Source organism: Lentimicrobium saccharophilum (assembly GCF_001192835.1).
In the GTDB taxonomy this organism is placed as follows: domain Bacteria; phylum Bacteroidota; class Bacteroidia; order Bacteroidales; family Lentimicrobiaceae; genus Lentimicrobium; species Lentimicrobium saccharophilum.
The window spans coordinates 2,894,905-2,917,974 of sequence record NZ_DF968182.1 but is presented as its reverse complement, the minus strand read 5'-3'; the positions used below and the strand labels follow the sequence as shown (position 1 = coordinate 2,917,974).

20 protein-coding genes are annotated in these 23,070 nt (G+C 46.3%); 3 read left to right on the top strand and 17 right to left on the bottom strand.

The genetic code is table 11. The features are described from left to right. Window positions 1–32 precede the first annotated feature (32 nt). From TBC1_RS11265 to TBC1_RS11255, 3 genes are read right to left on the bottom strand one after another with little or no spacing between them, the layout of a single operon-like run. Window positions 33–2,303, bottom strand: a complete 2,271-nt coding sequence (locus TBC1_RS11265; RefSeq protein ID WP_062042296.1) for a T9SS type A sorting domain-containing protein — start codon at window positions 2,301–2,303, stop codon at window positions 33–35. Between the two features lie 12 nt (window positions 2,304–2,315). Next, complete coding sequence (locus TBC1_RS11260) at window positions 2,316–3,674, bottom strand: outer membrane beta-barrel protein (RefSeq protein WP_062042293.1); 1,359 nt, start codon at window positions 3,672–3,674, stop codon at window positions 2,316–2,318. Beyond that, window positions 3,671–4,174 carry an RNA polymerase sigma factor gene (locus TBC1_RS11255; RefSeq protein ID WP_201781658.1) on the bottom strand — a complete coding sequence of 168 codons (504 nt, stop codon included), beginning with the start codon at window positions 4,172–4,174 and terminating at the stop codon, window positions 3,671–3,673. The genes TBC1_RS11260 and TBC1_RS11255 overlap by 4 nt, the downstream gene beginning before the upstream one ends. A 377-nt stretch (window positions 4,175–4,551) precedes the next feature. On the opposite strand from TBC1_RS11255, the gene purN reads away from it, so the two are divergent. After that, window positions 4,552–5,115: a phosphoribosylglycinamide formyltransferase gene (gene purN, locus TBC1_RS11250; RefSeq protein WP_062042288.1), complete on the top strand. Its 564-nt coding sequence runs from the start codon at window positions 4,552–4,554 to the stop codon at window positions 5,113–5,115. Window positions 5,116–5,577: 462 nt separating this feature from the next. On the opposite strand, the gene tyrS is transcribed toward purN, so the two are convergent. Next, window positions 5,578–6,867, bottom strand: a complete 1,290-nt coding sequence (gene tyrS, locus TBC1_RS11245) for a tyrosine--tRNA ligase (protein WP_062042285.1) — start codon at window positions 6,865–6,867, stop codon at window positions 5,578–5,580. 173 nt (window positions 6,868–7,040) lie between these two features. Here tyrS and TBC1_RS11240 point away from each other — a divergent pair, with 173 nt between their 5' ends. Then, complete coding sequence (locus TBC1_RS11240; protein ID WP_062042282.1) at window positions 7,041–8,063, top strand: NAD-dependent epimerase/dehydratase family protein; 1,023 nt, start codon at window positions 7,041–7,043, stop codon at window positions 8,061–8,063. 50 nt (window positions 8,064–8,113) lie between these two features. On the opposite strand, the gene TBC1_RS11235 is transcribed toward TBC1_RS11240, so the two are convergent. The 13 genes from TBC1_RS11235 to TBC1_RS11175 form a co-directional block, all read right to left on the bottom strand. Continuing rightward, the gene (locus TBC1_RS11235; RefSeq protein WP_172668884.1) at window positions 8,114–9,553 is read right to left on the bottom strand and encodes an MltF family protein; all 1,440 of its coding nucleotides are present in this window, start codon (window positions 9,551–9,553) and stop codon (window positions 8,114–8,116) included. A 231-nt stretch (window positions 9,554–9,784) separates the two neighbouring features. Then, on the bottom strand, window positions 9,785–10,891 hold the full coding sequence (locus tag TBC1_RS11230) for an ABC transporter permease (protein ID WP_062042276.1): 1,107 nt from the start codon (window positions 10,889–10,891) through the stop codon (window positions 9,785–9,787). Window positions 10,892–10,908: 17 nt separating this feature from the next. Continuing rightward, window positions 10,909–12,003 (bottom strand): ABC transporter permease, encoded by a 1,095-nt coding sequence (locus tag TBC1_RS11225; protein WP_062042273.1) that lies wholly within the window; start codon window positions 12,001–12,003, stop codon window positions 10,909–10,911. Between the two features lie 9 nt (window positions 12,004–12,012). Then, window positions 12,013–12,750 (bottom strand): ABC transporter ATP-binding protein, encoded by a 738-nt coding sequence (locus TBC1_RS11220; RefSeq protein ID WP_062042270.1) that lies wholly within the window; start codon window positions 12,748–12,750, stop codon window positions 12,013–12,015. Then, on the bottom strand, window positions 12,747–13,697 hold the full coding sequence (locus tag TBC1_RS11215; RefSeq protein ID WP_062042267.1) for an ABC transporter ATP-binding protein: 951 nt from the start codon (window positions 13,695–13,697) through the stop codon (window positions 12,747–12,749). Before TBC1_RS11215 ends, TBC1_RS11220 begins: the two co-directional genes overlap by 4 nt. Before the next feature lie 4 nt (window positions 13,698–13,701). Beyond that, entirely contained in the window at window positions 13,702–14,184 is a 483-nt protein-coding gene (locus tag TBC1_RS11210; protein ID WP_172668883.1) for a DUF2147 domain-containing protein, read from the bottom strand. Window positions 14,185–14,222: 38 nt separating this feature from the next. Further along, window positions 14,223–15,113: an HlyD family secretion protein gene (locus TBC1_RS11205; RefSeq protein WP_082189574.1), complete on the bottom strand. Its 891-nt coding sequence runs from the start codon at window positions 15,111–15,113 to the stop codon at window positions 14,223–14,225. A gap of 23 nt (window positions 15,114–15,136) precedes the next feature. Then, window positions 15,137–16,420 (bottom strand): TolC family protein, encoded by a 1,284-nt coding sequence (locus tag TBC1_RS11200; protein ID WP_062042258.1) that lies wholly within the window; start codon window positions 16,418–16,420, stop codon window positions 15,137–15,139. Then, window positions 16,417–17,019: a TetR/AcrR family transcriptional regulator gene (locus TBC1_RS11195; RefSeq protein WP_172668882.1), complete on the bottom strand. Its 603-nt coding sequence runs from the start codon at window positions 17,017–17,019 to the stop codon at window positions 16,417–16,419. Before TBC1_RS11195 ends, TBC1_RS11200 begins: the two co-directional genes overlap by 4 nt. A 125-nt stretch (window positions 17,020–17,144) precedes the next feature. Continuing rightward, window positions 17,145–18,062, bottom strand: a complete 918-nt coding sequence (locus TBC1_RS11190; protein ID WP_236695658.1) for a DUF4837 family protein — start codon at window positions 18,060–18,062, stop codon at window positions 17,145–17,147. Between the two features lie 245 nt (window positions 18,063–18,307). Next, window positions 18,308–20,140 (bottom strand): LysM peptidoglycan-binding domain-containing protein, encoded by a 1,833-nt coding sequence (locus TBC1_RS11185; protein WP_172668881.1) that lies wholly within the window; start codon window positions 20,138–20,140, stop codon window positions 18,308–18,310. Window positions 20,141–20,339: 199 nt separating this feature from the next. After that, window positions 20,340–21,632 (bottom strand): energy transducer TonB, encoded by a 1,293-nt coding sequence (locus TBC1_RS11180; protein ID WP_172668880.1) that lies wholly within the window; start codon window positions 21,630–21,632, stop codon window positions 20,340–20,342. Between the two features lie 7 nt (window positions 21,633–21,639). Continuing rightward, a complete protein-coding gene (locus TBC1_RS11175; protein ID WP_062042243.1) occupies window positions 21,640–22,233 on the bottom strand; it encodes an RNA polymerase sigma factor in 594 nt (197 codons plus the stop codon). Between the two features lie 158 nt (window positions 22,234–22,391). On the opposite strand from TBC1_RS11175, the gene TBC1_RS11170 reads away from it, so the two are divergent. Next, window positions 22,392–23,069, top strand: a complete 678-nt coding sequence (locus TBC1_RS11170) for an energy transducer TonB (RefSeq protein WP_172668879.1) — start codon at window positions 22,392–22,394, stop codon at window positions 23,067–23,069. Window position 23,070: the final 1 nt, after the last annotated feature.

The following is a 23,070-nucleotide window of genomic DNA, read 5'->3' as shown; positions in this document are numbered from 1 at the left end:
AGACCCCGGATCCGGTTAAAGGTTGCTTTGTGCTAAGGCTTTTTTAAAAACTTTTTCACAATCGAAAATGTTCCATCAAGGCTTTTAAGATGAATTAAATAGAATCCGGGAGTAAGCTTTTTAAGATCCAGCGTAATGGTTTGTTCACCCGCCGGAATAGCAAAATCCTGATGTATAAGCACAGAACCCGTTGCTGAAATTATTTCGCATTTCATTGCACTGTTGCGCGACGAATTCGTTCCAATATTCAGAAACTCATCAGCAGGGTTGGGGTAAAGTCTGATTTCGGGCCGGTCCGTCACTTCAGGATTATTCATCCCAAAAATACCCGAAGCCGATATTTCCAGTTGAATGTCAAGGGATTGATGCTGATATTCCGAAAGAATTACTTCAACGGTATTACTGAATTTTCCGGCAATCTCGGCTTTTACACTATATGTATCTATGGGAAGGCCGGTAAACCCGAAATTTCCGTCATCGTCAGTATGGACATAATTCACAATCAGGTCATCATGAAACAGAAAAACAATATTTCCTGCCATATCAAATGGGGAATTGTCAAGGCTTACCAGATTGCCTGAAATAGTTCCGGGCCCGGATTCCGGCATACTCGTCATATCCTGCATAAAAATATTGGCGTCAAATACATCATTGCCCTGCAATGTGACGGGTTGGGCCGATTGCCACGAATAAGTTGAACCGCTGTAAGCCGGGATGTATGACATATAGGAGGGAGAGCCTTCAACCAATTCAGCATGGATCACATAATTGCCTTCCATAACGTCAAGGAAGTAAAAGTAGCCGTATTCATAGAAGAGGCCTGAAGCTACTTCAGTGAGTTTACTGCCGGTTTTTCTGAAAAGAGTAACCTTAGCAGTGTCGTTCATAAAATCCGGATTGTTGATCGGGAAATTACCGGCGAAAATCTGACCACCCAGATTGCTGTATGCGGGAGTGGTAATTGTCTGACAAATGTTATGGGAGCAGTACCCGGAATTTCCCTGCCCGCTGATGGTTAAACACACATTATATGTTCCGCTTTCAGTATAAGTGTGCCCGGGATGCTGTACAAATGAAACCGCACCATCGCCGAAATCCCAGAACCAGCTGGTGATATTTGTTCCCTGTGATTCATCAATAAACCAGTAATGATTGATGTTTCCTGGGATTGAATCGGCCAGGGCCGTAAAAGCGGCCTGGCAGGCCGGGAGGGTATCCCCGACGGTTATATTGGTGCAGAACACATCGCTGCAACCGGTATAATTACTGAAGATCGTTATGCAAACAGTGTAGATGCCGGGTTGCTGCCAGGTGTGCACTGCATGGTATTCGTGCGAAAAGGGACTACCGTCCCCAAAGTCCCAGATCACTTCAGTGAACGGACCTGTAGAAAGGTTGGTAAAGGTGTATGTCAGTCCCGCTGTTTGTTCATAGGAAAAATCAGCGTGGCAGGTTGGCAGGGTATCGCCAATCGTAATATAGTCGCAATAGGTATCCTGGCACTGGGTTGAATCATTTGAAATAGTCAGGCAAATCTGGAAAGTACCGGGCGCGCTCCAGCTATGGACCGGATTTTGTTCAACGGATGAAGTTCCATCCCCGAAATCCCAGAACCATGAGTTTGGATTTCCGGTTGAAAGATCAGAAAAAGAAACCGTCAATTCCTGTGGCAACCAGGCGAACATTGCCTGGCAGTCACCCTGATTACCACCCGCCCACACATTGAGGCAGAATACACTCGCGCATCCTGCCATGGAATCAAGCATGGTAAGGCACACAGTGTAAATTCCCGGTTGGGCGTAAAGATGAACCGGCTCAAAGTCAGCGGATGTTTCACCATCGCCGAAGTCCCAGAGCCAGCGGGTGGAATAGGAGACAGGGGAGCTGAGATTCGAAAATGTGATATAAAGGGGATTTGCCGGTTGGTACTGAAATATAAATGCAGCCTGGCAGCCCGGAAAAGAAGTGCAAATTTGAAAGTCAGCCTGAATCTGTGTAGCATTGAATACCGGGAATGTCCGGGTTACATGCTCCTGCAGGCAATCTGTTACTGAAACGGTTATTGTCGCACTTGAATCAATGGACAGCATATCTAACAGGATAGAATAATATCCGTTATTATTTGTGATGGCAGTCATTGGAGTCTGCCCGGAAGAGGGCAGAATGCTGACTTCTTTATCGGTCACTGCGAAGCCTGTTTCAAGCGAGGTAATGTAGCCTGAAACCTCCACCGGTATCTGTGCCCGTATAGTTGAAGAAACCATCAAAAGGAGTGATATAATCAGCAAAACACGTGATTTCATAATAAGTTGATTTTAAAATCTGTACAAAAGTCCGGCTTTCAGACCAATGCTGTATGGGCTGCTCCGGTGATGCTGATAAACCGGTCGCAGATAAGACCGATAAGTCGGTTCAAATTGCAGGGTTAAACAACGGGAAATATGCATACCCGCTCCCAGTGCCGCAGCAATTTGCCAGTTGGTTGAAGCCCTGACAGGTGTCTGGTTGTCAATAGACTGCAGAATGGCGCCTTCACGGCTGAAAGTAACCGGTGGTTCATCCGAGGCGAGTAAAACCGAAAAAACAGGCCCGGCTTTCAGGCTGATGGTGAACAGGCGGTCAGCATAAATCCGGTAACCGGCCATTAATGGAATTTGCAGATAGGTATACCTGTTTACGGTCTGGGCTTCAATATTATGACCTACCGAGTCGTACACGCCTTCCATAACCGTATTGAAAATCACCCTGCCCGGGATTTGGGGATCAGGACTGAATGAAACCACTTTGTTATAGTATCCGATGCTGTCAAATGAACTGAAATTAACATCAAACTTTCCGTTATCGTCACTGATGTTGAAGGCAACTCCTGTTTCAAACTCCCATGGGCCTTTGAAAGTAGAAAGGCTGAGTCCTGCAGCCCTGCTTTGCTTGTGGTGGCCCTTGCCATAATAAATTATATCCCGGGATGCGTAAACTCCTCCAATCAGCGGAATAGTGCCAAGCTTTGGCGCCAATGGATTTCGGGTTTTTCTGAGACCCGCATTAAAAGATGAGAAATTCTCCTGATAAATCTGACCGGCAGGTAAAGTAATCAGCCAGTTGGTAAAATCGAGGCGCAAACCGGCCAGGCCGGTTTGGTAAGTGATCTGTTTTTCTGCGCCGGGATCAGGATAATTGTTATTGGTTAAATCTGCGGCACCCGAAAGTGGTTTTATTTCCCCTGGGGCTGTTTTACTGTGGAGCCGTGTATCGTGATTTTTATCAGATGCTTTAGCGGCTTTTTCATCAATATCATTTGTGCGATCGTTTTTGTGAGTGGATTCGATAAATGGTTCAGCCACCGTACCAGTTTGATCAGGATTTAAACCGGGTTTTTGTCCGGATGTCGTTGAAGTCGTTCCGGAAGATTGCTCCTGAACAGGAATGCTTTCTGTTTGTCCTGATTCATGGTTGCTTTTACCCAGGATAAACCACAGGATTAAAGCTCCGGCTATAATTGCAGCGGCAGCTCCTGCTTTTACCAGGCGCCCGGGTATCAGCAGTGCTTCAGGTGCCGGGCGGACAGATGGCAGATTGACATCAATCCGCTCCCATACGTCTGGCGGAGGAGCCTGGTTTAATCCGCCCAGTCCCTCCCTGAAAAGTTCATCAATCTTGTTCCGTTCGTCTTTCATGACTTTACGCTTATCTTATTCTTGGCCAGCTCGGCCTCAACCATTAATCTAAGTCTCTTCCGGGCTTTCATCAGTTGTGTTTTGGAGGTGTTTTCACTGATTTCAAGCAGTTCGGCAATTTGCTGGTGCGACAGGTTTTCAAACACATACATATTGAAAACCATTCGGTAACCATCGGGCAATGACTGTATCATTTGCAGCAGTTTCTGCCATGGAATATAAGTCATATCTGACGAATCTGATTCCTCAGCAGCTTCGGCATCATTCAGACCGGCCTCCGTGCTGACAAAAAACTGCTTAAGGTAATCGCGCCGGAAGTTGATGGCTAAGTTAACAACCAGCCGCCTGAGCCATCCTTCAAAAGAACCTTTGAAACCAAAGGAGTCAAGTCGGCTGAAAATTTTAATAAAAGCTTCCTGCAAAAGGTCTTCTGCTTCGGCACGGTTGCGGGCATAACGCAGGCAAATGCCGAACAGTACCCCCGAAAATCGTTGGTACAACTCATATTGCGCCTGCTTATTGCCTGATAAACAGTCTTTTATTAATTTATCATCGCTCCGCATTCATTCCCTTATGAATATGCAGACACAAAAATAGCGCATGGGTTGCCTGCTTATGAAAAAAACATAGGTTTCAAACCAGTTTTACTGCCGGTACACAAATTGAATGCTGAAATTCCGTAAAGTTTCAGCGGGTGTCTCCTGAACCGGGGTTTGTTAAGATTTCCGGTTCAATGCAAATTACAAGATACGGATTAACTTTAACCAACTTAAGGGGGGCGAATTAAAACAGGATGTTGTTACAGCCATTGCATAAAAATAACATCCACTGTTCAACCCATCAATTCTCCTTAACTTTGCAGCATAAATTCCTGCGAATGAAACGTATCGCCATTTTTGCATCAGGCAGCGGCAGCAATGCCGAAAACATAGCCGGTTACTTTGAAAACAGTTCCAAAGCCAGGGTAGAAGCTTTTTACACAAACAATCCCAAAGCAATTGTGATTCAACGTGCTAAAAGGCTGAATATTCCGCTGGTCTTGTTCGACCGGGAAATGTTTTATGCGGGGGATGCGGTGTTGCGGGACCTACGTATCCGAAAAACCGATCTTATCGTATTGGCCGGTTTCCTGTGGCTGGTTCCGGGCAATCTTACCCGTGCCTTTTCAGGGAGAATAGTAAATATTCATCCGGCCCTGCTGCCGAAATTCGGGGGTAAGGGGATGTATGGAATGGCCGTGCATGAAGCGGTAATTGAAGCCGGCGAAAAAGAATCGGGAATCACCATTCATCTGATCGACGAGGTTTATGACCGCGGTAAAATCCTGCTGCAGGTAAAATGTCCGGTGCTGCCCGGCGATACACCTGAAGCCCTGGCCGAAAGGGTGCATCAGCTTGAATACGAGTACTACCCGAAGGCGATTGAGCAATTGCTTGGATAGGAGGGACATGGGACGCTGATGGAGGGGCCCTTCGACTCCGCTCAGGGACCGGGACGAGGGACGCTGAAGGAGGGGCGAGGGACGGCCTGCTCACTGAAAAGGAAAACTCTCCAGAGAGTGACAAGGGGACAAGGAGACGGGGTGAACGGGAGAGCGAGAGAAGATGAAAGTGAGAGGAAGATGTAAAAACAATCTTTGCGTCCTGGCGTCGTTGCGCGGGTCTTTTACGACAGACCTGAAGGGGACAAGGAGACGGGGAGACAAGGGGAAGATATTGCAGATTACCTTCGGTGAGCTCACTTCGGTCGGTTGCGGACTATCAGATTTCCTGCTGACAAGGAAGGTGCTGGATTATAGAATTTCTGATTAATAAAAATTCCTTAACCTCAACCTTAAGGCATAGGACCTGGGGCGGGAGGTTTTGATTGTAACGCCAACCAGTTAATAATCAGCAATCCGCAATTATTTCACTATCAGCAAATAGTAATTCTTTTTCCCCTTCTGCACCAGCAGGTATTTGCCGCTTAGCAACTGCGAGGCATCCGCGATAAACTCTTCACCCACTTTGGTTTTGTTTACCTGTACGCCTCCGTCTTTCAGCATGCGGCGGGCTTCGCCTTTTGAGGGGAAGATCGTGGTTTTATCGGCAACCAGGTCAACAATGCCGATTCCTGCTGACAGGTCGGCGGTGCTTATTTCGTATTGGGGTACGCCCTCAAAAACCGAAATAAGGGTTTCTTCATCCAGGCGGTGCAGGGCTTCGGCGGTTCCTTTGCCAAAGAGGATTTCGGAGGCTTCCACGGCCGAGACGTAATCGGCTTCGGAGTGGATGCGTATGGTGATATCCTTCGCCAGCGCCTTCTGCAGGATTCTGAGATGAGGAGCTGCCTGATGTTCGGCAATCATCGCATCAATTTCCTCTTTCCCATAAAGGGTGAAAATCCGGATGTATTTCTCGGCATCGGCATCGGAGGTGTTGAGCCAGAACTGGTAAAACCTGTACGGTGAAGTTCTGGCCGGGTCGAGCCAGACATTGCCCGTTTCCGTTTTCCCGAATTTGCCGCCATCGGCTTTGGTAATCAGCGGGCAGGTAAGTGCAAAGGCTTCCCCTCCGGTCTTACGCCGGATCAGCTCGGTACCGGTGGTGATGTTTCCCCACTGGTCTGAGCCGCCCATCTGCAATTTACAGTTGTTGTGCTGGTATAGATGCAGAAAATCATAACCCTGCACCAGCTGGTAGGTAAATTCGGTAAACGACATCCCTTCACCGGCTTCGCCCGTAAGGCGTTTTTTTACCGAGTCCTTCGCCATCATGTAGTTAACTGTGATGTGCTTGCCGACATCGCGGATAAAACTGAGAAAGGAAAAGTCCTTCATCCAGTCGTAATTGTTTACCATCTCTGCCCGGTTCGGAGCATCGGTATCAAAGTCGAGCAGCTTTCTGAGCTGTTTTTTCAGGCAGTCCTGGTTATGTCTTAAAGTTTCTTCGTCCAGCAGGTTGCGTTCCTCCGATTTTCCTGAAGGATCGCCGATCATCCCCGTAGCTCCGCCCACCAGCACGATGGGTTTATGCCCGCTGCGCTGCAGATGCTTCAGCATCATTACACCCACCAGATGGCCGATATGCAGCGAATCGGCTGTAGGATCAATCCCCACATATGCCGAAATCATCTCTTTATTAAGCAATTCCTCTGTCCCCGGCATTACGGTATGAATCATTCCGCGCCACTGCAATTCTTCAACAAAATTCATCTATTCCTTTTTTTGCAAATTTACGCTTATCCTGTCAATTGACAATAACGTACTGAAGTCGGATTCTTCCTGCTGTGTTGACCCAAATCAACCGATCGTATGGTTAATTCCTGAATGCGTATGTGTTAATCCGGTAAAAACATTCGAAGAGTGTATTTTCTTAGCTTTGCAGTATGATACTTGTCACCGGAGCCACTGGCCTTGTAGGTTCTTACCTGCTTTACAATTTATTACAGAAAGATGAGCCTGTAAGGGCATTGTTGTTTAATCAGAACAGTCTGAACCGCACACGCCGGATCTTTGAAAGCCTGGGTGCGGATGCCGGCGCCATGCTGGCAAAGGTAGAATGGGTGGAAGGTGATGTCCTGGATGTTCTTGCCATAGAAAAAGCGATGGAGGGGGTAAATAAGGTTTACCACTGTGCAGCCATAGTCTCTTTTGACCCCCGCGACCACGCGCAGATGATGAAAATCAATGTGGAAGGCACTGCCAATGTGGTCAATGCAGCCCTGGAAGCCGGGGTGGAGAAATTATGCCATGTCAGTTCCATTGCGGCTTTGGGAAGAACTGAGAACAGCCCTGTGATTGATGAAAAATCTCAGTTTAAAACAGGGAAATACAATTCAAAATATTCGCTCAGCAAGTATATGGCCGAGCGTGAGGTCTGGCGGGGGACTGCCGAAGGCCTGAACGCCGTAATCGTCAATCCTTCGATTATTTTGGGTTATGGTCATCCCGAAAAGGGAAGCACCAAGATGTTTACAACCATTTACAGTAATTCGCTTTTCTACGGACAGGGTATCAACGGATTTGTCGGGGTAGAGGATGTGGTACGTGCCATGACCGGCCTGATGGAGAGTCAGGTAAAAAACGAACGTTTTGTTGTCTCGGCCGGTGATTTCAGTTACAAAGAGGTGTTTTCAATGATTGCGCGGGGATTTGGAAAACCGGAGCCAAAATGGCCGGTACCTTCTTTTTTGTTGGAAATAGTATGGAGGTTTGAGTGGCTACGGGGCAAGCTTACCGGAGCGAAACCTTTGATTACCAGGGAAACAGCACGCACCTCAAGGGGTAATTATCAGTATGCTTCAAAGAAGCTCCACTGCACCCTCAAATTTGAATATACCCCTCTGGAGGATACGATAATGCGAACCTGCAGACTGATTAAGAACGACATTGAAAAGGGAAGGGCATAAAAAAGCCCCTGCTTTTGGGCAGAGGCTGATGCTGAATTTCTTTGGCGGGCTCAGCGTGCAGCCAGTGTTTTATACTGATCGAATTTTTCAAGAACTTCGCGCACAAAACGCTGGGTTTCGACTCCCTTAACTTTTCCGTATTTTACAACAGGGTCATTGTAATACTCAGGCTGCGACTTGGCGAGCAGGAAGTATTCCACATTGTCGTACCATACAGCAGGATTTTTCCCGTGCTTTTCTGCCAGGTTTTGAGCATCATATATATGTGCGATGCCGATGTTATAAGCTGCCAGGATAAATTTCTTTCTTTCTTCAGGATCGGGAACCCTTTCGCGGAAAGCATTATCGAGGTATTTTATCAGTTTTAACCCTGCGGTAACCTGTTCGGCGGCGGTGGAGTTTTCGTCCGCCCCAAACCGTTTGGCTGTATGCGGCATCAACTGCATCAGGCCAAATGCGCCACGGTGAGAAACGGCATCCATCTGAAATTTCGATTCCTTGTAGATCAGTGCAGCTACCAATCTCCAGTCCCAGTTAATGATCCGGCTGGTTTCACGCAGTAGGTCGTCATATTCTGAGATGGAATGTCTCTTAACCGAGTGACCAAGCGCAAGCCTTGCCTGCCGTGCATTCTTGTAGTATTTTGAGTAAGTATATGCAAATTCGCGGCTACCCGAGCGCTCTTCAATCCACTGATTAATGGTAACCAGCAGGTTAACGGCTCCCTTACGCACGGTCCACGAAATATCCAAATCCGGGCTGACGGGGGTGCTGACATCCAGATCATGATAGATTTGAGCCATGGCCCTGGCGGTGTGTTCAAAGGCAATTGTATATCCGGCCTCTTTCAGGGCCACCGCCTCGATCAGATCGGTGGTGGTGGTCTTTTCGATGCCTGTAATATCTGTACTGTAACCAGTGGCATGTTGTATGTCGCTGAGGTAAAATTGTTTGTATTTTCCGGCAGGTAACACAATGGTTTTTCCACTCAGCCCGGCAATATCTCTGATCAGTCCGGTTTCAACCCTGCGCATGGTAGGCATCCTGCGCCAATTGTCAGGTTTGCGCTGCACCAGCACCTGACGGGAGGTAAAGAGGGGTTTGGTAAACACGACATTGCTTCTGGAGACTGCTGTAAGCGGCAACTCCATTGCAATCAGGTCAACTTCGCGCTGTTTGAGGCAGAGCAGGGCCTTGTGGGGATCGGGCTCTACAATAAGTTCAAGTTCGACACCCAGATAGGATGCAAAACTCTTCAGCATTTCATATTGGTAACCCCTTTCTTCACCGCGGTCAGTAAAGTAGTTGAAGGGGTTATTATCGGTAAGGGCAATCAGTTTTCCGCGGTTTTTGATATCGAGCAACAAACCGCCCATGTCATCGGGACCGGCGAAATAGCCCCTGCGCTGGAAAGTGCAGGACTGTGGAATCAGCAGAATAAGCAGGAATATAAGTATGGTGCTGTATTGAAAGGATAATCGTTTAAGCATTATTGTTAATTTGGTGAATACCAGGCAGCTGCATGGGTTTTCCGGTAAGGGCAATGCCATGGGCTGCCATTTGTAACCATATCCTGAATCCAGGACGGAGCGTGTTTAACAATATGCGTGCCAAAATACACATTTGCAGCACAATAAGTGATTATTGGAAATGGCCGGATGGCTACAGGAATTGCTATCCGGGTATTTTGGGGCGGGAGTTTTTATTTGTCTGCCGCCTGCTCAGGTGGTCTTTCTGTAGCGCCAGACTGCCAGTGAAAGGATGGTAATGCCATAAAGGGCCAGGTAAATTAGGGGCTTTACAATGTCGTGAAGACCAGACCCTTTAAGCATAATCATCCGGATCATCCGGATGAAATATGCAATGGGATTGATTACATTAATGTTTTTGGCCCATTGAGGCATGCTTTCGACCGGTGTGAACAAACCACTCATTAGAATGAAAATTACCAGGAAAAACCAGGCCAGAAACATGGATTGCTGCTGTGTATTGGTGATGGTTGAAATAAAAAGTCCGAAGCCCATCACCACGATCAGGTAAACTGATGCAACAAGAAATATGAGGAGAATATTACCCAATATCGGAATATCGAAGAATAGGCGAGCCATAAGCAGACCGGCCGCGAGATCAAACAGGGCGATAATCCAGAAAGGAATCAGTTTTCCGGCAATAAACTGGTATTTCTTTATGGGCGTTACATTGATCTGTTCTATGGTACCTATCTCTTTTTCACGTACTACATTCATACCGGCCAGAAACATTCCGATAATCGTAACCAACAATACCAGAATTCCCGGGATCATATAGGTTTTGTAGTCCAGTTCCGGATTAAACCAATAGAGCCAGTTGATTTTAATGGAAGGCTGGGCTTGACGAACTGTTTCGGCAATAATACCGAGGTTATAATTGCCAATGATGGAAACAGTGTAAGCATTCATCAGGGCTGCAGCGCTTCCGTTGATGGCATCATTGATGATCTGAACCTTTGCAGGGCCCCCCTTTGCCAGGTTCTTTTCAAAACCCGGCAAGATACATATCATTTGATGTACTTTGCCTTTCCTGATGTTTTCCATGCCCTCTCCTGCATTGCTGCTTTCTCCTGCGATCTCGTAAAACGGGGATGATCTGAAGTGCTGTAAAAGGTTTCTGGAAGCAACGCTTTTATCATTATCAGTAATGTACAATCTGATTTCCTTTATCTCATAAGTTACTGCAAATGATAATATAAGTAACTGTATTACAGGCATAAAAAATATAATGGGCACCATCATTCTGTTACGGAAAACCTGGATAAACTCCTTCTGCACTATGTAGAAAATTGTCCTCATGTTGTGGAGTCTGATGATCAGGCAAGCCTGATTTTAAATTTGCGGATGCTGGCCAGTATGAAAACCGATGTCATAAATAGCAGGATAAGCGTTTCCTTCCAGAAATAGGTTATTCCGGACCCTTTCAACATGATTGATTTAATGATCAGGATAAACCACCGGGGGGGCATGGCCAGGCTAAGCCATTGCAGCACTTCAGGCATATTTTCAATCGGAAAGATAAATCCGGATAGCAAAATGGTAGGCAGCATCATGGCAAACATCGAAAGCATCATGGCTGTCTGCTGGTTGTTGGCAATGGTGGAGATAAAAATCCCCAGTGAAAGGGCCAGGATGATAAACAGTATGCTTTCCGCCAGCAGGAGGAGTACACTCCCTTTAACAGGGACTCCGAAGACATAGTAGCTGAGCAGCAGGATACTGATGGCGTTGATAAAGGAAAGCAGCACATAAGGGATGACTTTTCCGGCAATGATGTTAAAAGGTCTGAGCGGGGAAACCAGCAATACCTCCATGGTTCCCAGCTCCTTTTCCCTGGCAATTGAGATGGAAGTCATCATGGCTGATACCAGCATCAGCAATATTGTAATGATGCCGGGCACAAACATATAAACGCCTTTCAGTGCAGGATTATATATCATGCGGGGTTCGGCAATTATCAGGGGAATCCCGGATGTAGCCTGTTGCTCTCTGTTGAATTCACTGATGATGCCATTGGCATAATTTACAAGCATGCTGGCGGTGTTGGGGTCTGAGGCATCTGCGATCAGCTGTACGGTAGGGTGCTCCCCTCTTTCCATTTTTCCGGAAAAGTTATTTTCAAAGATGATGACCATCTTGCTTTCTCCTTTCCGGAAATTTTCAGCGATTTCCTCCTGTGAATTCAGGATTTCGCTTTCGATGAAGAAACCTGAAGCAAACAGTTTGTTTCTTATCGCATGGGTAACCGCATCGGGCGTCGGGTCAACTACGGACACTTTCGCATCGCGGATTTCATTGGTAATGGCAAAGCCAAAGAGCAACACCTGCACCAGGGGCATTCCGAAAAGGATGACCATTGACCGTACATCACGGAAAATATGAAGAAACTCTTTGATGATGAAGCGTTTCACAATGCAGGATTAATTGGTTTTTCGGGCCAGTTTCAGGAAAACTTCGTTCATGTTCTGAGCCTGGTATTTCGTTTTAAGCCTTTCAGGAGTGTCGAGTGCCTCTATTTTACCATCAACCATAATGGAAACGCGGGTACAATACTCAGCCTCATCCATGTAATGGGTGGTCACAAAAACAGTGATGCCGGAAGCCGCTGCTTCATGAATCATTTCCCAGAACTGCCGCCGGGTGATGGGATCCACACCTCCCGTAGGTTCATCCAGGAATACCAGCTCCGGTGTATGGAGAATTGAAACGGAAAAAGCCAGTTTTTGCCTGATGCCCAAGGGAAGTTCTGAGATAACCGTGTTCTCAAAATGTTTGATTCCCAGCCGTGTAAGCATATCCTGCGCACGTTCCATAATGACAGGCCGCTTTAAACCATAAATGCCACCGAAAAACCGGAAATTTTCAATAACGGTGAGGTCTTCATAAAGTGAGAAACGCTGACTCATGTAGCCGATGCGCCGCTTGATCTTCTCGGTTTCGGTATAAACATCATATCCCGCCACCCTGATTTTTCCGGAAGTAGGTCTGGATAAGCCGCATAAAATCCTGATAGCCGTTGTTTTGCCGGCTCCGTTGGCTCCGAGGAATCCGAATATTTCTCCTTTGCTAACGCTGAAGGTCAGGTCATCGTTGGCGATAAACCGGCCAAACCGCTTTACCATATTTTCGGCTTCAATGACCAGTCCGTTGCTGCTCATGATATTATTGTTTCATTTTTGACCACCCCGGATTGCTTCATCAGGTGTATAAAACAATCCTCAATGCCCGGATCGGCTTCCGAAACAGCTGTCACCATCATTCCTTTTTCTGATAGATATTCTTTAATGGCATAAGCATTTATCCGCCCTTTTTCCGCACTGACATGAACGGTATCGCCAAACATTTCGGCACTGAGGATGCCCTCAAACTCTTTCATAAGGCGGATGGCAGTCAGGGTATTGTTGCTTTTGATTTTAAACAGCTGATCGGGATAAGCACGGGTAATGCTTTCAGGTGTATCAATGGCCATTATTTCTCCATGTTGTATCAACGCTACCCGGTCGCAAAGCACGGCCTCATCCATATAGGGCGTTGCCACAAGAATGGTGATGTGCTCCTGTTTCAACCTGATCAGCATTTCCCAGAATTCGTGGCGCGATACGGCATCCACGCCGGTGGTTGGTTCATCCAAAATCAGTACCACAGGCTTATGAATCAATGCACAGCAAAGGGCCAGCTTCTGTTTCATTCCGCCTGAAAGTTTCCCGGCCCGCCGGTTGGCAAAAGGGGCTATCTGTTCATAAATATCCCTGATCAGGTAGTAATTCTCCTTGATGTTAACCCTGAAAATGCCTGCGAAAAACTGAAGGTTTTCAGCTACGGTCAGATCCTGATATAATGAAAACCTGCCCGGCATGTAACCAAGAATCTGACGTAGTTTTCTGTAATCCTTTACAACATCCAGCCCCTCAACCGATGCAGTGCCGTTATCGGGAAGCAGCAGGGTGGCGAGTATCCTGAAAAGGGAGGTTTTACCAGCCCCGTCGGGACCGATAAAACCGAATATTTCGCCCTTGCTTACCTTAAAACTTATTCCGGCAAGCGCTGTTGCCGATGCATAGTTTTTTGTGAGGTTTTCGCAGTCTATGGATACTTCCTTCGTCATTAAGTTATTTTCTCTGGGTTTCCTCCCTGGTCCATGTGGCGGTTTTGCCGAGTCCCATCCATGCCTTGCCGATATATCCCCTCACATGCATCTTGTTTCCCTCCAGTTTCATAAAACTGTTGTATGTTTTACCACTGCTGGGATTATAAATGGTTCCTCCGCTCCATTCATTCTCTTCCGCGTCATAGGTAAAGTTCTTCAGGATTTGTAATCCCATAATTTTGCGTTGTTTCAACTTTGTGTCCGGATTGTGCTTGTCAAATTTCTCTTTGCCGTCAGTTTCGCGTGGCTCTTTCAGCCAGACAATTTCACCAAAGTATTTACCATTGGCGCCTTTAAAAATTCTTACCTGCGACTTTTCTTTTCCTGTTTCATCGTCGTAGGTCAGGTAATATCCGACGACCCTGTCGGCTTTTGACTGTGCTTTCAGAATTGAAGGGACTGAAACGGCCAGCATCAGGCCGGTAAACATCAGGATTCTTTTCATGTGTTGTGGTGTTTTGAATGAATAATTACCGAAGATAATCATTTATTGAAGTTAACTTCGGCAGGCATAGATATTTTCAGACTACCATCGTTAGGTACGCTTAATTTAACGGCATAAACCAGGTTAACCCTTTCTTCCCTGGTCTGTATAATTTTCGGTGTAAACTCCGCGGTGGGTGATATCCAGTTCACCTTTCCCTTAAGCCTGGCCGGCCCTTCGGGGGTGTCTATCAGCACCTCGGCCTCCTGCCCTGTTTTTACCTGTGAAAGCATATCTCCACTGATATAGACCCTTAAGTCCATGGTTTTCAGATCCGCAATTTTATATAAGGGTTTTCCGAAGGCAGTGATTTCACCAGCCTCGGCAAACCTGTTCAGCACAGTGCCTGAAACAGGGTTGATGATATAGCAACGTTTCAGGGCTTCCGCGACCTGTGCCAGTTGGGCGTCGATTACAGCCAGTTCATCGGCCAGGTTAACTAACTGGGATTTAACAGTTTCAATCTGGCGGTCGAGTACCTCAATGGCACCCGAGACTTCGTCAAATTGCTTCGGCGTAGCTGCCTCTTCTTTCAGCAGGTTTTCAATCCTGCGTTTATCGGTCATCAGATTGGCTTTTTGCTGCCTGTAAACTTCCGCCTGAGCGCTGATGTTGGAGGCTTTTCCGGCAACGGCACGGCGCTGGGCCAGCATCTGCAACCGGCGATAATGAAGGTCGGTGGTATCTATCAGGCCTGTGGTGTCTCCTGCCCTCAATACCTCCCCTTCGATGACAGAAAGCATCAGGATTCGACCGTTCGATTCAGCGGAAATAACTGTTTCTACCGCTTCAAAATTTCCGTATGCATCAGCGCGCTGGTGCCTGTTGTTGCATGAAGCCATCAGGATAACTGAAAGAATTAAGGAGATTGATAGTTGTGTTGGTCTCATTTTTCCACGACTTTTCTTGGTTATTATTTCAGGTAACCCATTGCACTGATGTAATTAAGCCTGGATTGCTGAAGCTGTATTTTATGAAGTTCCATATTTAGTTCTGCCTTTGTCAGTGCATTTTGTTCAGTCAGGTACTCGGATGAAGTAATCATGCCCTGGTCGAGTCGGGCTGCGGCAGTCATCGCTACTTTTTTCCTGAGCTCAACAATCCGGTAGTCGGCAGCGATCAGGTTTTCGATGCGCAGAATTTCCTGTTTCAGCCTGTTAAGGGCGATGCGTTGAGACATTTCGAATGCTTCTTTTCGGGTATCTATTATTTGCTGCTGAACGGACAGCACCGACTGATCATTCCGGTGTTGGTTCCAGTCCCAGAATTTCCACGAAAGCCTTGCGCCCAGCATCGCATAGGGCTCAAAGTCGTTTGAAAGCATGTTGAGCCCCGGCCGGCCATATCCCAGGGTTGTAAAAGCAGCTAAACGGGGCATCACCCTGATTCCTGTCAGGGAAATCTGCCGGGAAATTTTCTCCTGCTGCATGCCAAAAATCAGATATTCGGGCCGTGCCTTTGTGTCATACACAGACAGCGGGAGATCCTCATAAACCGGAAGAATCAGCCTTGTTTCCGGTCCGGTATTCAACCCGGTAAGTTCACCAAGTCTGTAGAGCCCTGCAGCCTTGTTGTATCGCAAATCGGTAAGGGCTTGTTCTATTCCTGCAATTTCGGCATCCAGCACATCGGCGTTGGATGGAAGTATGGTTCCGTTGCTGATCCCTGCCCTCAGCACAGCAAGCCTGGTGTAAAGTTCATCCATGGCCAGAATTAGCAGTTTTTCATTGGCCTGGGACTGCAAAATACTGAAATACAATTGATTAATGTTTTCTTTTAAGCGATAGTTCTCAGCATCCACACCGGCAAGTTCAATCTGCATGCTGCTTGCTTCCAGTTCTTTCTGCCGCCTGACGGAACCCCCGTCCCATATCAGTTGATTTATATCCAGATAAATTTTGTAATTATCATTTGAAACCGCTGGTATCTCAATACCTGGTAAGGAAACAGGAATACTGGTAACTTCCGATTGCCATGATGCCTGGCCATAAAGACCGGTTTGAGGGAGATAGTTGCTACCTATGGATTTTGACTGAAGCCTGAAAGCCTCCTCAAACAGTATTTTTTGTTTCGAAAGCGGATTGTTTGCAACAGCCATGCGGTGACAGGAGTCAAGGGTCAGTACCTGTGCTTCCAGGGTATTTGTGTGGCAAAACAACAGCAGCGCTCCCGATAACGTCAGTAAAGGCGTTTTCATTGGATTGGTTTTAAGGATTGAATAATAGTTTCAGGAACTATTCTTTTTCGTTCCTCAATAAACTTTGTATAATGAACCTCGTCCATTCCTGCGACGCTCATCAGCACCGGTCTTGCAATGAATGGAAATATCGTCATCGATATAAGGTTGGCAATCAGGTGCTCAGGCTTTACCGGCCGGATGATGCCTGCTGCAACCTCAGACTCAATCTGACTGCGGATAAGGTTCATATCTATCCCGATATCCCTCATGTTACCAACCAGCCGTTGCGGGTTTAATCGGAGTTCATATAAGACAAATCCCGCTATTTCAGGATTATTTGTCAAAATATCAATGTATTGACAGACGAACAGCGGGATTTTTTCAAACAGTGGAAGATCAGCTGTTAGTATATTTGTAAGACCCGGGAAAAGGGTTTTTAACACATCCCCGAAAACGCCTTCAAAGAGTTTATCCTTATTCCGGAAATAATAGTGAAGCAAGGCCTTGTTTATTCCGGCCTCATCAGCAATTTCCTGCATCCGTGCACCATTATAGCCTTTTAAGGTAAACACCTTTCTGGCTGCCCGGAATATCAGTTGCTCTGTATTTTGATCCAAATCAGTCATTTATAAATCAGGGGAACAATTTAACCATATACTTTAACCAATTGGTCAAATGTAAAGCAAAAGAAAAGCGGTTTGCAAGTTTTTTTTTAAAAAAATGCAGGCCGCTTTATATAACCTTAATTTTCAGTAAATTTAAAGGACAGCAGAATGGCCTGAACCTGTTTCAGGTAATCATATTTGGGTTCATTGGGTGCATAGACATAACCATCCAACCCGATTACCAGATTATTCTTTTTGTCCACAAAAGTGTAGTTGATAAATGGTCCGCCCATAAAATCCTTTCTTACCTCCCAGAGTCCCCTCATTTCAATGGCCGGTTCTTCTTTCAGGGTTATGGTTCTGGATTGGGGAATAATAAACTCGTCTGCAATGACCATATAAGAACTGTCGCTGGGGCCTGGTATAAAAAGTTGGGTAAACTGATTTCTGACAGATTTGATTTTCAGCGGGTTGAATGCCACTGTATCGGTATATGGATAGGAATAGATTAATAGGCCCTGACTCATTACGTTGGTTTCGCGCCTGAGCCAGATGAAGTTATCTTTTTGAACAGCAACATAATAGTCAGCCGGAATATTCATGTCGAGATTGAACACTTTTTTTATGCTTTCACTGGCTTTAAGGTTCAGGCTCTTTGAATAAAGGGCCTGGAGACGTTCAATTTCAGCATTATCGTAGAGATTCAGGATTTCGCTGCTTCTTTCTGCAAAAATTTCTTTAATTCCTTCAATGGTTGGTGAGGAAATCTTTACCACGCGCTGGGGGCTGGCCCAGATATCGCGCCTCAGTTCAGCCTGAGGTTTGGCAAGGGCGCTGTCGATGGTAATAATCAATACATTGCGGTGTATTTTAAGTAATCTCCCGAATTCATCCTCCTTGATCTGTACCAGTTTATAAAAAGGTTCCGGCTGAGGCAGGCCCGGAACCGGTCTGCTGAAAAAAGCGCGGATAGAGTCCCCTGCTGAACTTTTCCAAAGGTTGTTCTCCGATACGACGACGATCTCAGAAGGCTTACCGGTAGAGGAAGGTTTCATGGTCTTGCCCTCATGCCTGCATGATAAAACCGTGAAAGATAACCCGATTAAAAGGAGGAGCTGAAAAAAAAATCCAATGGTTTTTTTCATGGTAGTTACAATGAAGTTAGTTCAATATATACCGGAAATTCAGGAGTTTGAGTCATAACGCAGGATGATTCAATTTATTGAACGATTTATAAACAACCTGAAAAATATTCCCGGAAAAAACTTTAAAGCGAGCCAAACCTGTTTAAAAGGTAATATCAGGAGACCACGGTGACCTTTATTTTCTGTCCGGGTTTTAATTGTTTCTCGTTGGTGATATTGTTTAGCCGTTTAATATCCTCAACCGTAACGCCCTCATGCTGATTGGCAATTTTCCAGAGAGTATCTCCCTGCTGAACGGTGTAATATTTGAATACCGTATTCTTTTCCTTTGTTTTCTGATGATTATCTGCCACCGCTTGTCCTGAAGTTTCTGTTATCTCGGTTGTTCCGACAATAAGCCTTGCTCCGGCCTGAATAATACTACCTTTCAGGTTGTTAAGCCGCTGAATTTCTGCAATGCTGGTATTATATTTACCTGCGATACGACCCAGGGTTTCGCCCCGTTTCACCCGGTGATATATATTTTCCCTTCGAACAATAATTTCTGGTTCTGCACCGGCAGAGTCGGTGGCTGTTATGGTTGCGACCGCTTCAGCGCTGGTATTATTTGGTGTAGTTTCCTGTGTGGATGCGGTCTGGGCAGCAGTTTGTTGTGCAGGAGCAGGCTTTGGTTTTGCCTGTGCGTATGTTACCTGTTCAAAACTTTCAGGTCTGACGATCAGGCGCTGGCCGATCTGAATATTGGTTGACCTCAGCCTGTTCCACTTTTTCAGATCGTTGACCGAACAACGGTATTTCCGGGCAATTACTCCAAGACTTTCCCCTCGTTTAACCTTATGGTATTCCGCCTGAGTTACTGTTTTCATCATTGCGAGCACCTGTTCCTTTTCAATTTCGGCCTGGGAACGATAGGCATATAACTGGGCTTCGTTGTTGACAAAATCTGCTATATTCTTTTTCTGAAGCCGCAGCACATAAGTGTTTTCTTTGGTGGCGGGAATAATTCTGCTCTTATAGGCCGGATTCAGAAATTCAATTTCTTCAACAGGAATATTCAACAGTGTTGATATCTGATTGAATGACAAAACATCCTTTACAATAACCGTATCAATTTCAAAATGATGGAAGAGGGGCTGAACCGGCCGGAGATTATGTTCGGCAGCGTAAGACATCACATAATTGACCGCTATGAAAGCGGGGACATAACCTCTGGTTTCAAGGGGAAGAAAGGGACGGATCTGCCAGAAATCCATTTTACCTCCTGAGCGGCGTATGGCCTTGTTTACATTTCCGGCGCCTGAATTGTAGGCAGCCAGCACCAGCAGCCAGTCGTTGTACATCTTATACAGATCATTCATATGCTCACAGGCAGCAATGGTCGATTTCAGGGGGTCACGGCGGTCATCAACCAGCGAGGTAACCTTCAGATTGTAGGCTTTTCCGGTACCATACATAAACTGCCACAACCCTGTTGCTCCGACCCTGGACTTCGCTACCGGGTTCAGCGCAGATTCTACAATTGCAAGGTATTTGAGTTCCAATGGCATATTAAACCTGTCGAGGTGTTCCTCAAACATCGGAAAGTAGATCTGTGCCAGACCCATTACCCGCTCCATGAGTCCTCGTTTTTTTACGGCATAAAGCTCAATATAATCCTTTACGTATTGGTTATAGGTTAAATTGATCGGCGAGGCTGCATCCAGCTTTTTAAGGCGGTTGTAATAGACAGAATCTGCATACACCGGAACAAATCCCGGGGTAAAGCCAAAGACGTTTTTCAGGGTTTCATCAGAGGGACACTCAAATCCCTCAAAGTATCTCAGGCCGGCAAGGCTATCAAGCGATGCAGCAATAAAATCATCTTTGATAAATTCAAAGGCCGACTGGCTGGTATCGGCCGGGGCAGGAATATCCTGACTGAAAAGATCAATTGTTGGAAAAAGGCAGCATACCGCGATCAGGATGCCAGAGAATCTTATAATCTTCATTATTAAATGTTTATTCCTGATTACACACACAGGAATGTGAAAGGCCATTCCACTGTTTCAGAGATATAGCCTGACAATCATATAGTTATCTGGAAATTTCCAAGCCCCTGTATTGTGCAAAACATGTCCCGTTGCAAAAATAAGGTATAATAAACCAATTCCCTGATTTTTTAACACATTTTTAAATGCATTCAGTTTATTATTCTGGTATTAAGTTGCCGTTAAGGATAAATTTTACAGCCATATTAAACTGAACCCTGACCGGTTTTCCCCTTTGTTTTCCGGGCATCCATTTGGGCATAGCCCTGATTACGCGCACGGCTTCCTCATCGCAACCTCCCCCGATACCACGGAGGACCCGTACATCATTGATTGCACCATTGCGTTCAACGACAAAAGTAACGTAAACGGTTCCCTGTATGCTGCTTTCACGCGCCAATTGAGGATATCTGATATTCTGTTGCAAAAAACGGATTCTGGCTTCTTCGCCACCCGGAAAGACAGGGGCCTCTTCTACAACCATAAAAACTTCAGCTTCTGCAACTTCCGCTTCCATATCAACTTCCGCAGCTTTATTTCCTTTCATTCTCTTATTTTCCGAAAGCTGAACACCTTCAATATAAATCGTTTCAGCTTCCTGAACCGGCAGTGGCTCTGCAACTGCATATCCCTCGCTTTTCCGAATGGAAGGCTCCTGAAGTTTTTTGACATCCAGCGGGGGCATCCGCTCAGTAGTAATATATTCTTCTTCGGAAGCTGGCATCTCTGCATCAATTTCGATATTATCGCTTACAATTTCAATGGCATCGGTTGCTTTCGTCTGCGGTATTCCAACGGATGGATGTTGCTCATCCTTTATGGCCACGGGTGAAGCGGGGGCAGGCAGCGCTTCGGCTGAGTCAGCCGGTTCAGCGGGTAAGGCGGTTACGGCCGTGGTGTTTTCCTTTTCAATGGCAGTAGCAAATTCACGTTGCTTTCCGGTTTTGTAGATTTCGAAAAAGAACCACCCGCCCGTAACGGCAATTATTAATACTACGGAGGCAGCCAGCAGCATGGACTTATGTCTGCTGAAAAATCCTGCTTTTTTTGGATTTTCAGTGGATTTGTTTTGAGCCTTGTTGCCGGCATTCCGGCTGTCACGCAGAATTGAATCACTGAATTCGCGTATCTCTTTCTGGCTGAGCCTGGGGAAACGGGGCCCTTCAAAGTTGGCGGGAACCGATGGCATCGCTTCCTTATTAACGCTTTCGGGCACCTCTGCCTTCATTTGGCTGAATGAAGCATCCAGCGTCGCCAGGTCTTCATTGAACTCAACAGGTATGGAAAAGCGGTAGCCCTCCACCGCCAGCGCGCACATTTCGCAATGCTCCAGATGATCATTAACCAAAGCGGTTTCTGCAGCGTTGAGGTTGCCCTGAACGTAAAATGCCAAGCCTTCCGGACTGAGGCATCCCGAAGGTGTGAATATTTTATAATCAGGTTTGTTTTCCATATCCCGTTCAGTATGCTGATTTCTCCAGGGCATTTTTCAGATTCCTTTTGCCGTTCTGAATGTGACTTTTCACTTCCATGGCCGTAAATCCTGTTAACTGTTCTATCTCATGATATGATTTTTCGTCAAAATAGAACAGCAGAATACATTGCTGCTGCCCTGGAGGAAGATTTTCAACTGCCAGGTGAAGCCTGCGGATTTTCTCTTCGGTTTCATCATCAGTACTAAGATGCTGAGAACCCAGTTTTTCCATAATTTCACCCATCAGATTTGCTTCCCATCCCAGCTTAAATCCTTCCTTTCGTTGTTCGCGCAGCTTCATGGCGCAATGTGACCGCGTAACTGTATATAACCAGGATTTAAAATTGGTAACCTCATATTTGCGAAGTGCCCGGAAAAGCTTTTCAAAGACTTCCATGGCCGCATCCCTTGCATCATCCCGGTTTCCGAGGTATTTCAAACATACCCCCAATACAAGATGTGAATACCTGCGGAACAACTCCCCTATGATCTCCTGATTTCCTGACTGACGGAAAAATCCGGCCAGCTCCTCATCGCTCAGATGATCGCTCAGCTTGCCTTCCGTCAGGGGAATCCTCATATGATCAGTGATTTTTTACAAATGTAACGATTGCTGATCAATTTCAGTGCCAAGCTTTTATTGAAATTTTCTGTGCTTTTTCCCTGTTTGCTATGGAAAATGACAACATCCTGCATCTACTCTTTAAATTAAGTTCTTACCCTCAAAATCCTTTTGCCATGGAAACACGTAAAAACAGTAACGCCGATCTTGAGAGAAAGCGTTTTGTATTTCTGCAGCTGGGGCTGATTCTCTCATTGGGTGTCGTGCTTGCAGCTTTCGAGTGGAAAACCCCTGATGCGGGTAACATTGACCTGCCCCCCCGGACTTACTCAGAGCCGGAAATGGAAATCATCGACATTATTCCCGTCAAAAAGGAACTACCAAAGCCGGTCAACACCACCCTGATCCGGGAGGTAGACAACCTGGCTGAAGATTTGCCGGAGATTGAAATAGAAATTGAAACCGATCCGCTGGAGTTTATTCCTCCTTTCGAATTACCCGGTCGCCTGCCCGATGAAGAAACTGTTGAGGAACAGTTACCATTCGTAATTGTTGAGAAAATGCCGCAGTTTCCCGGTGGTGAGGCCGGACTGATGAGGTATCTGGCGGAAAATATCAGGTACCCGGGTCCTGCCAGAGAAGCAGGTATTTCGGGAACCGTTTACATCACTTTTGTGGTTGAGCCTGACGGTCGCGTTACCTCCGTGAAAATCCTGCGTGGTCTCCCGGGTGGGTGCAGCGAGGAAGCGGAAAGGGTAGTGAAAATGATGCCGGACTGGGAACCCGGGCGTCAGGCCGGAAAAGCCGTGCGGGTGGCTTTGAACCTGCCGGTGGTGTTCAGGTTGATTCAGTAAA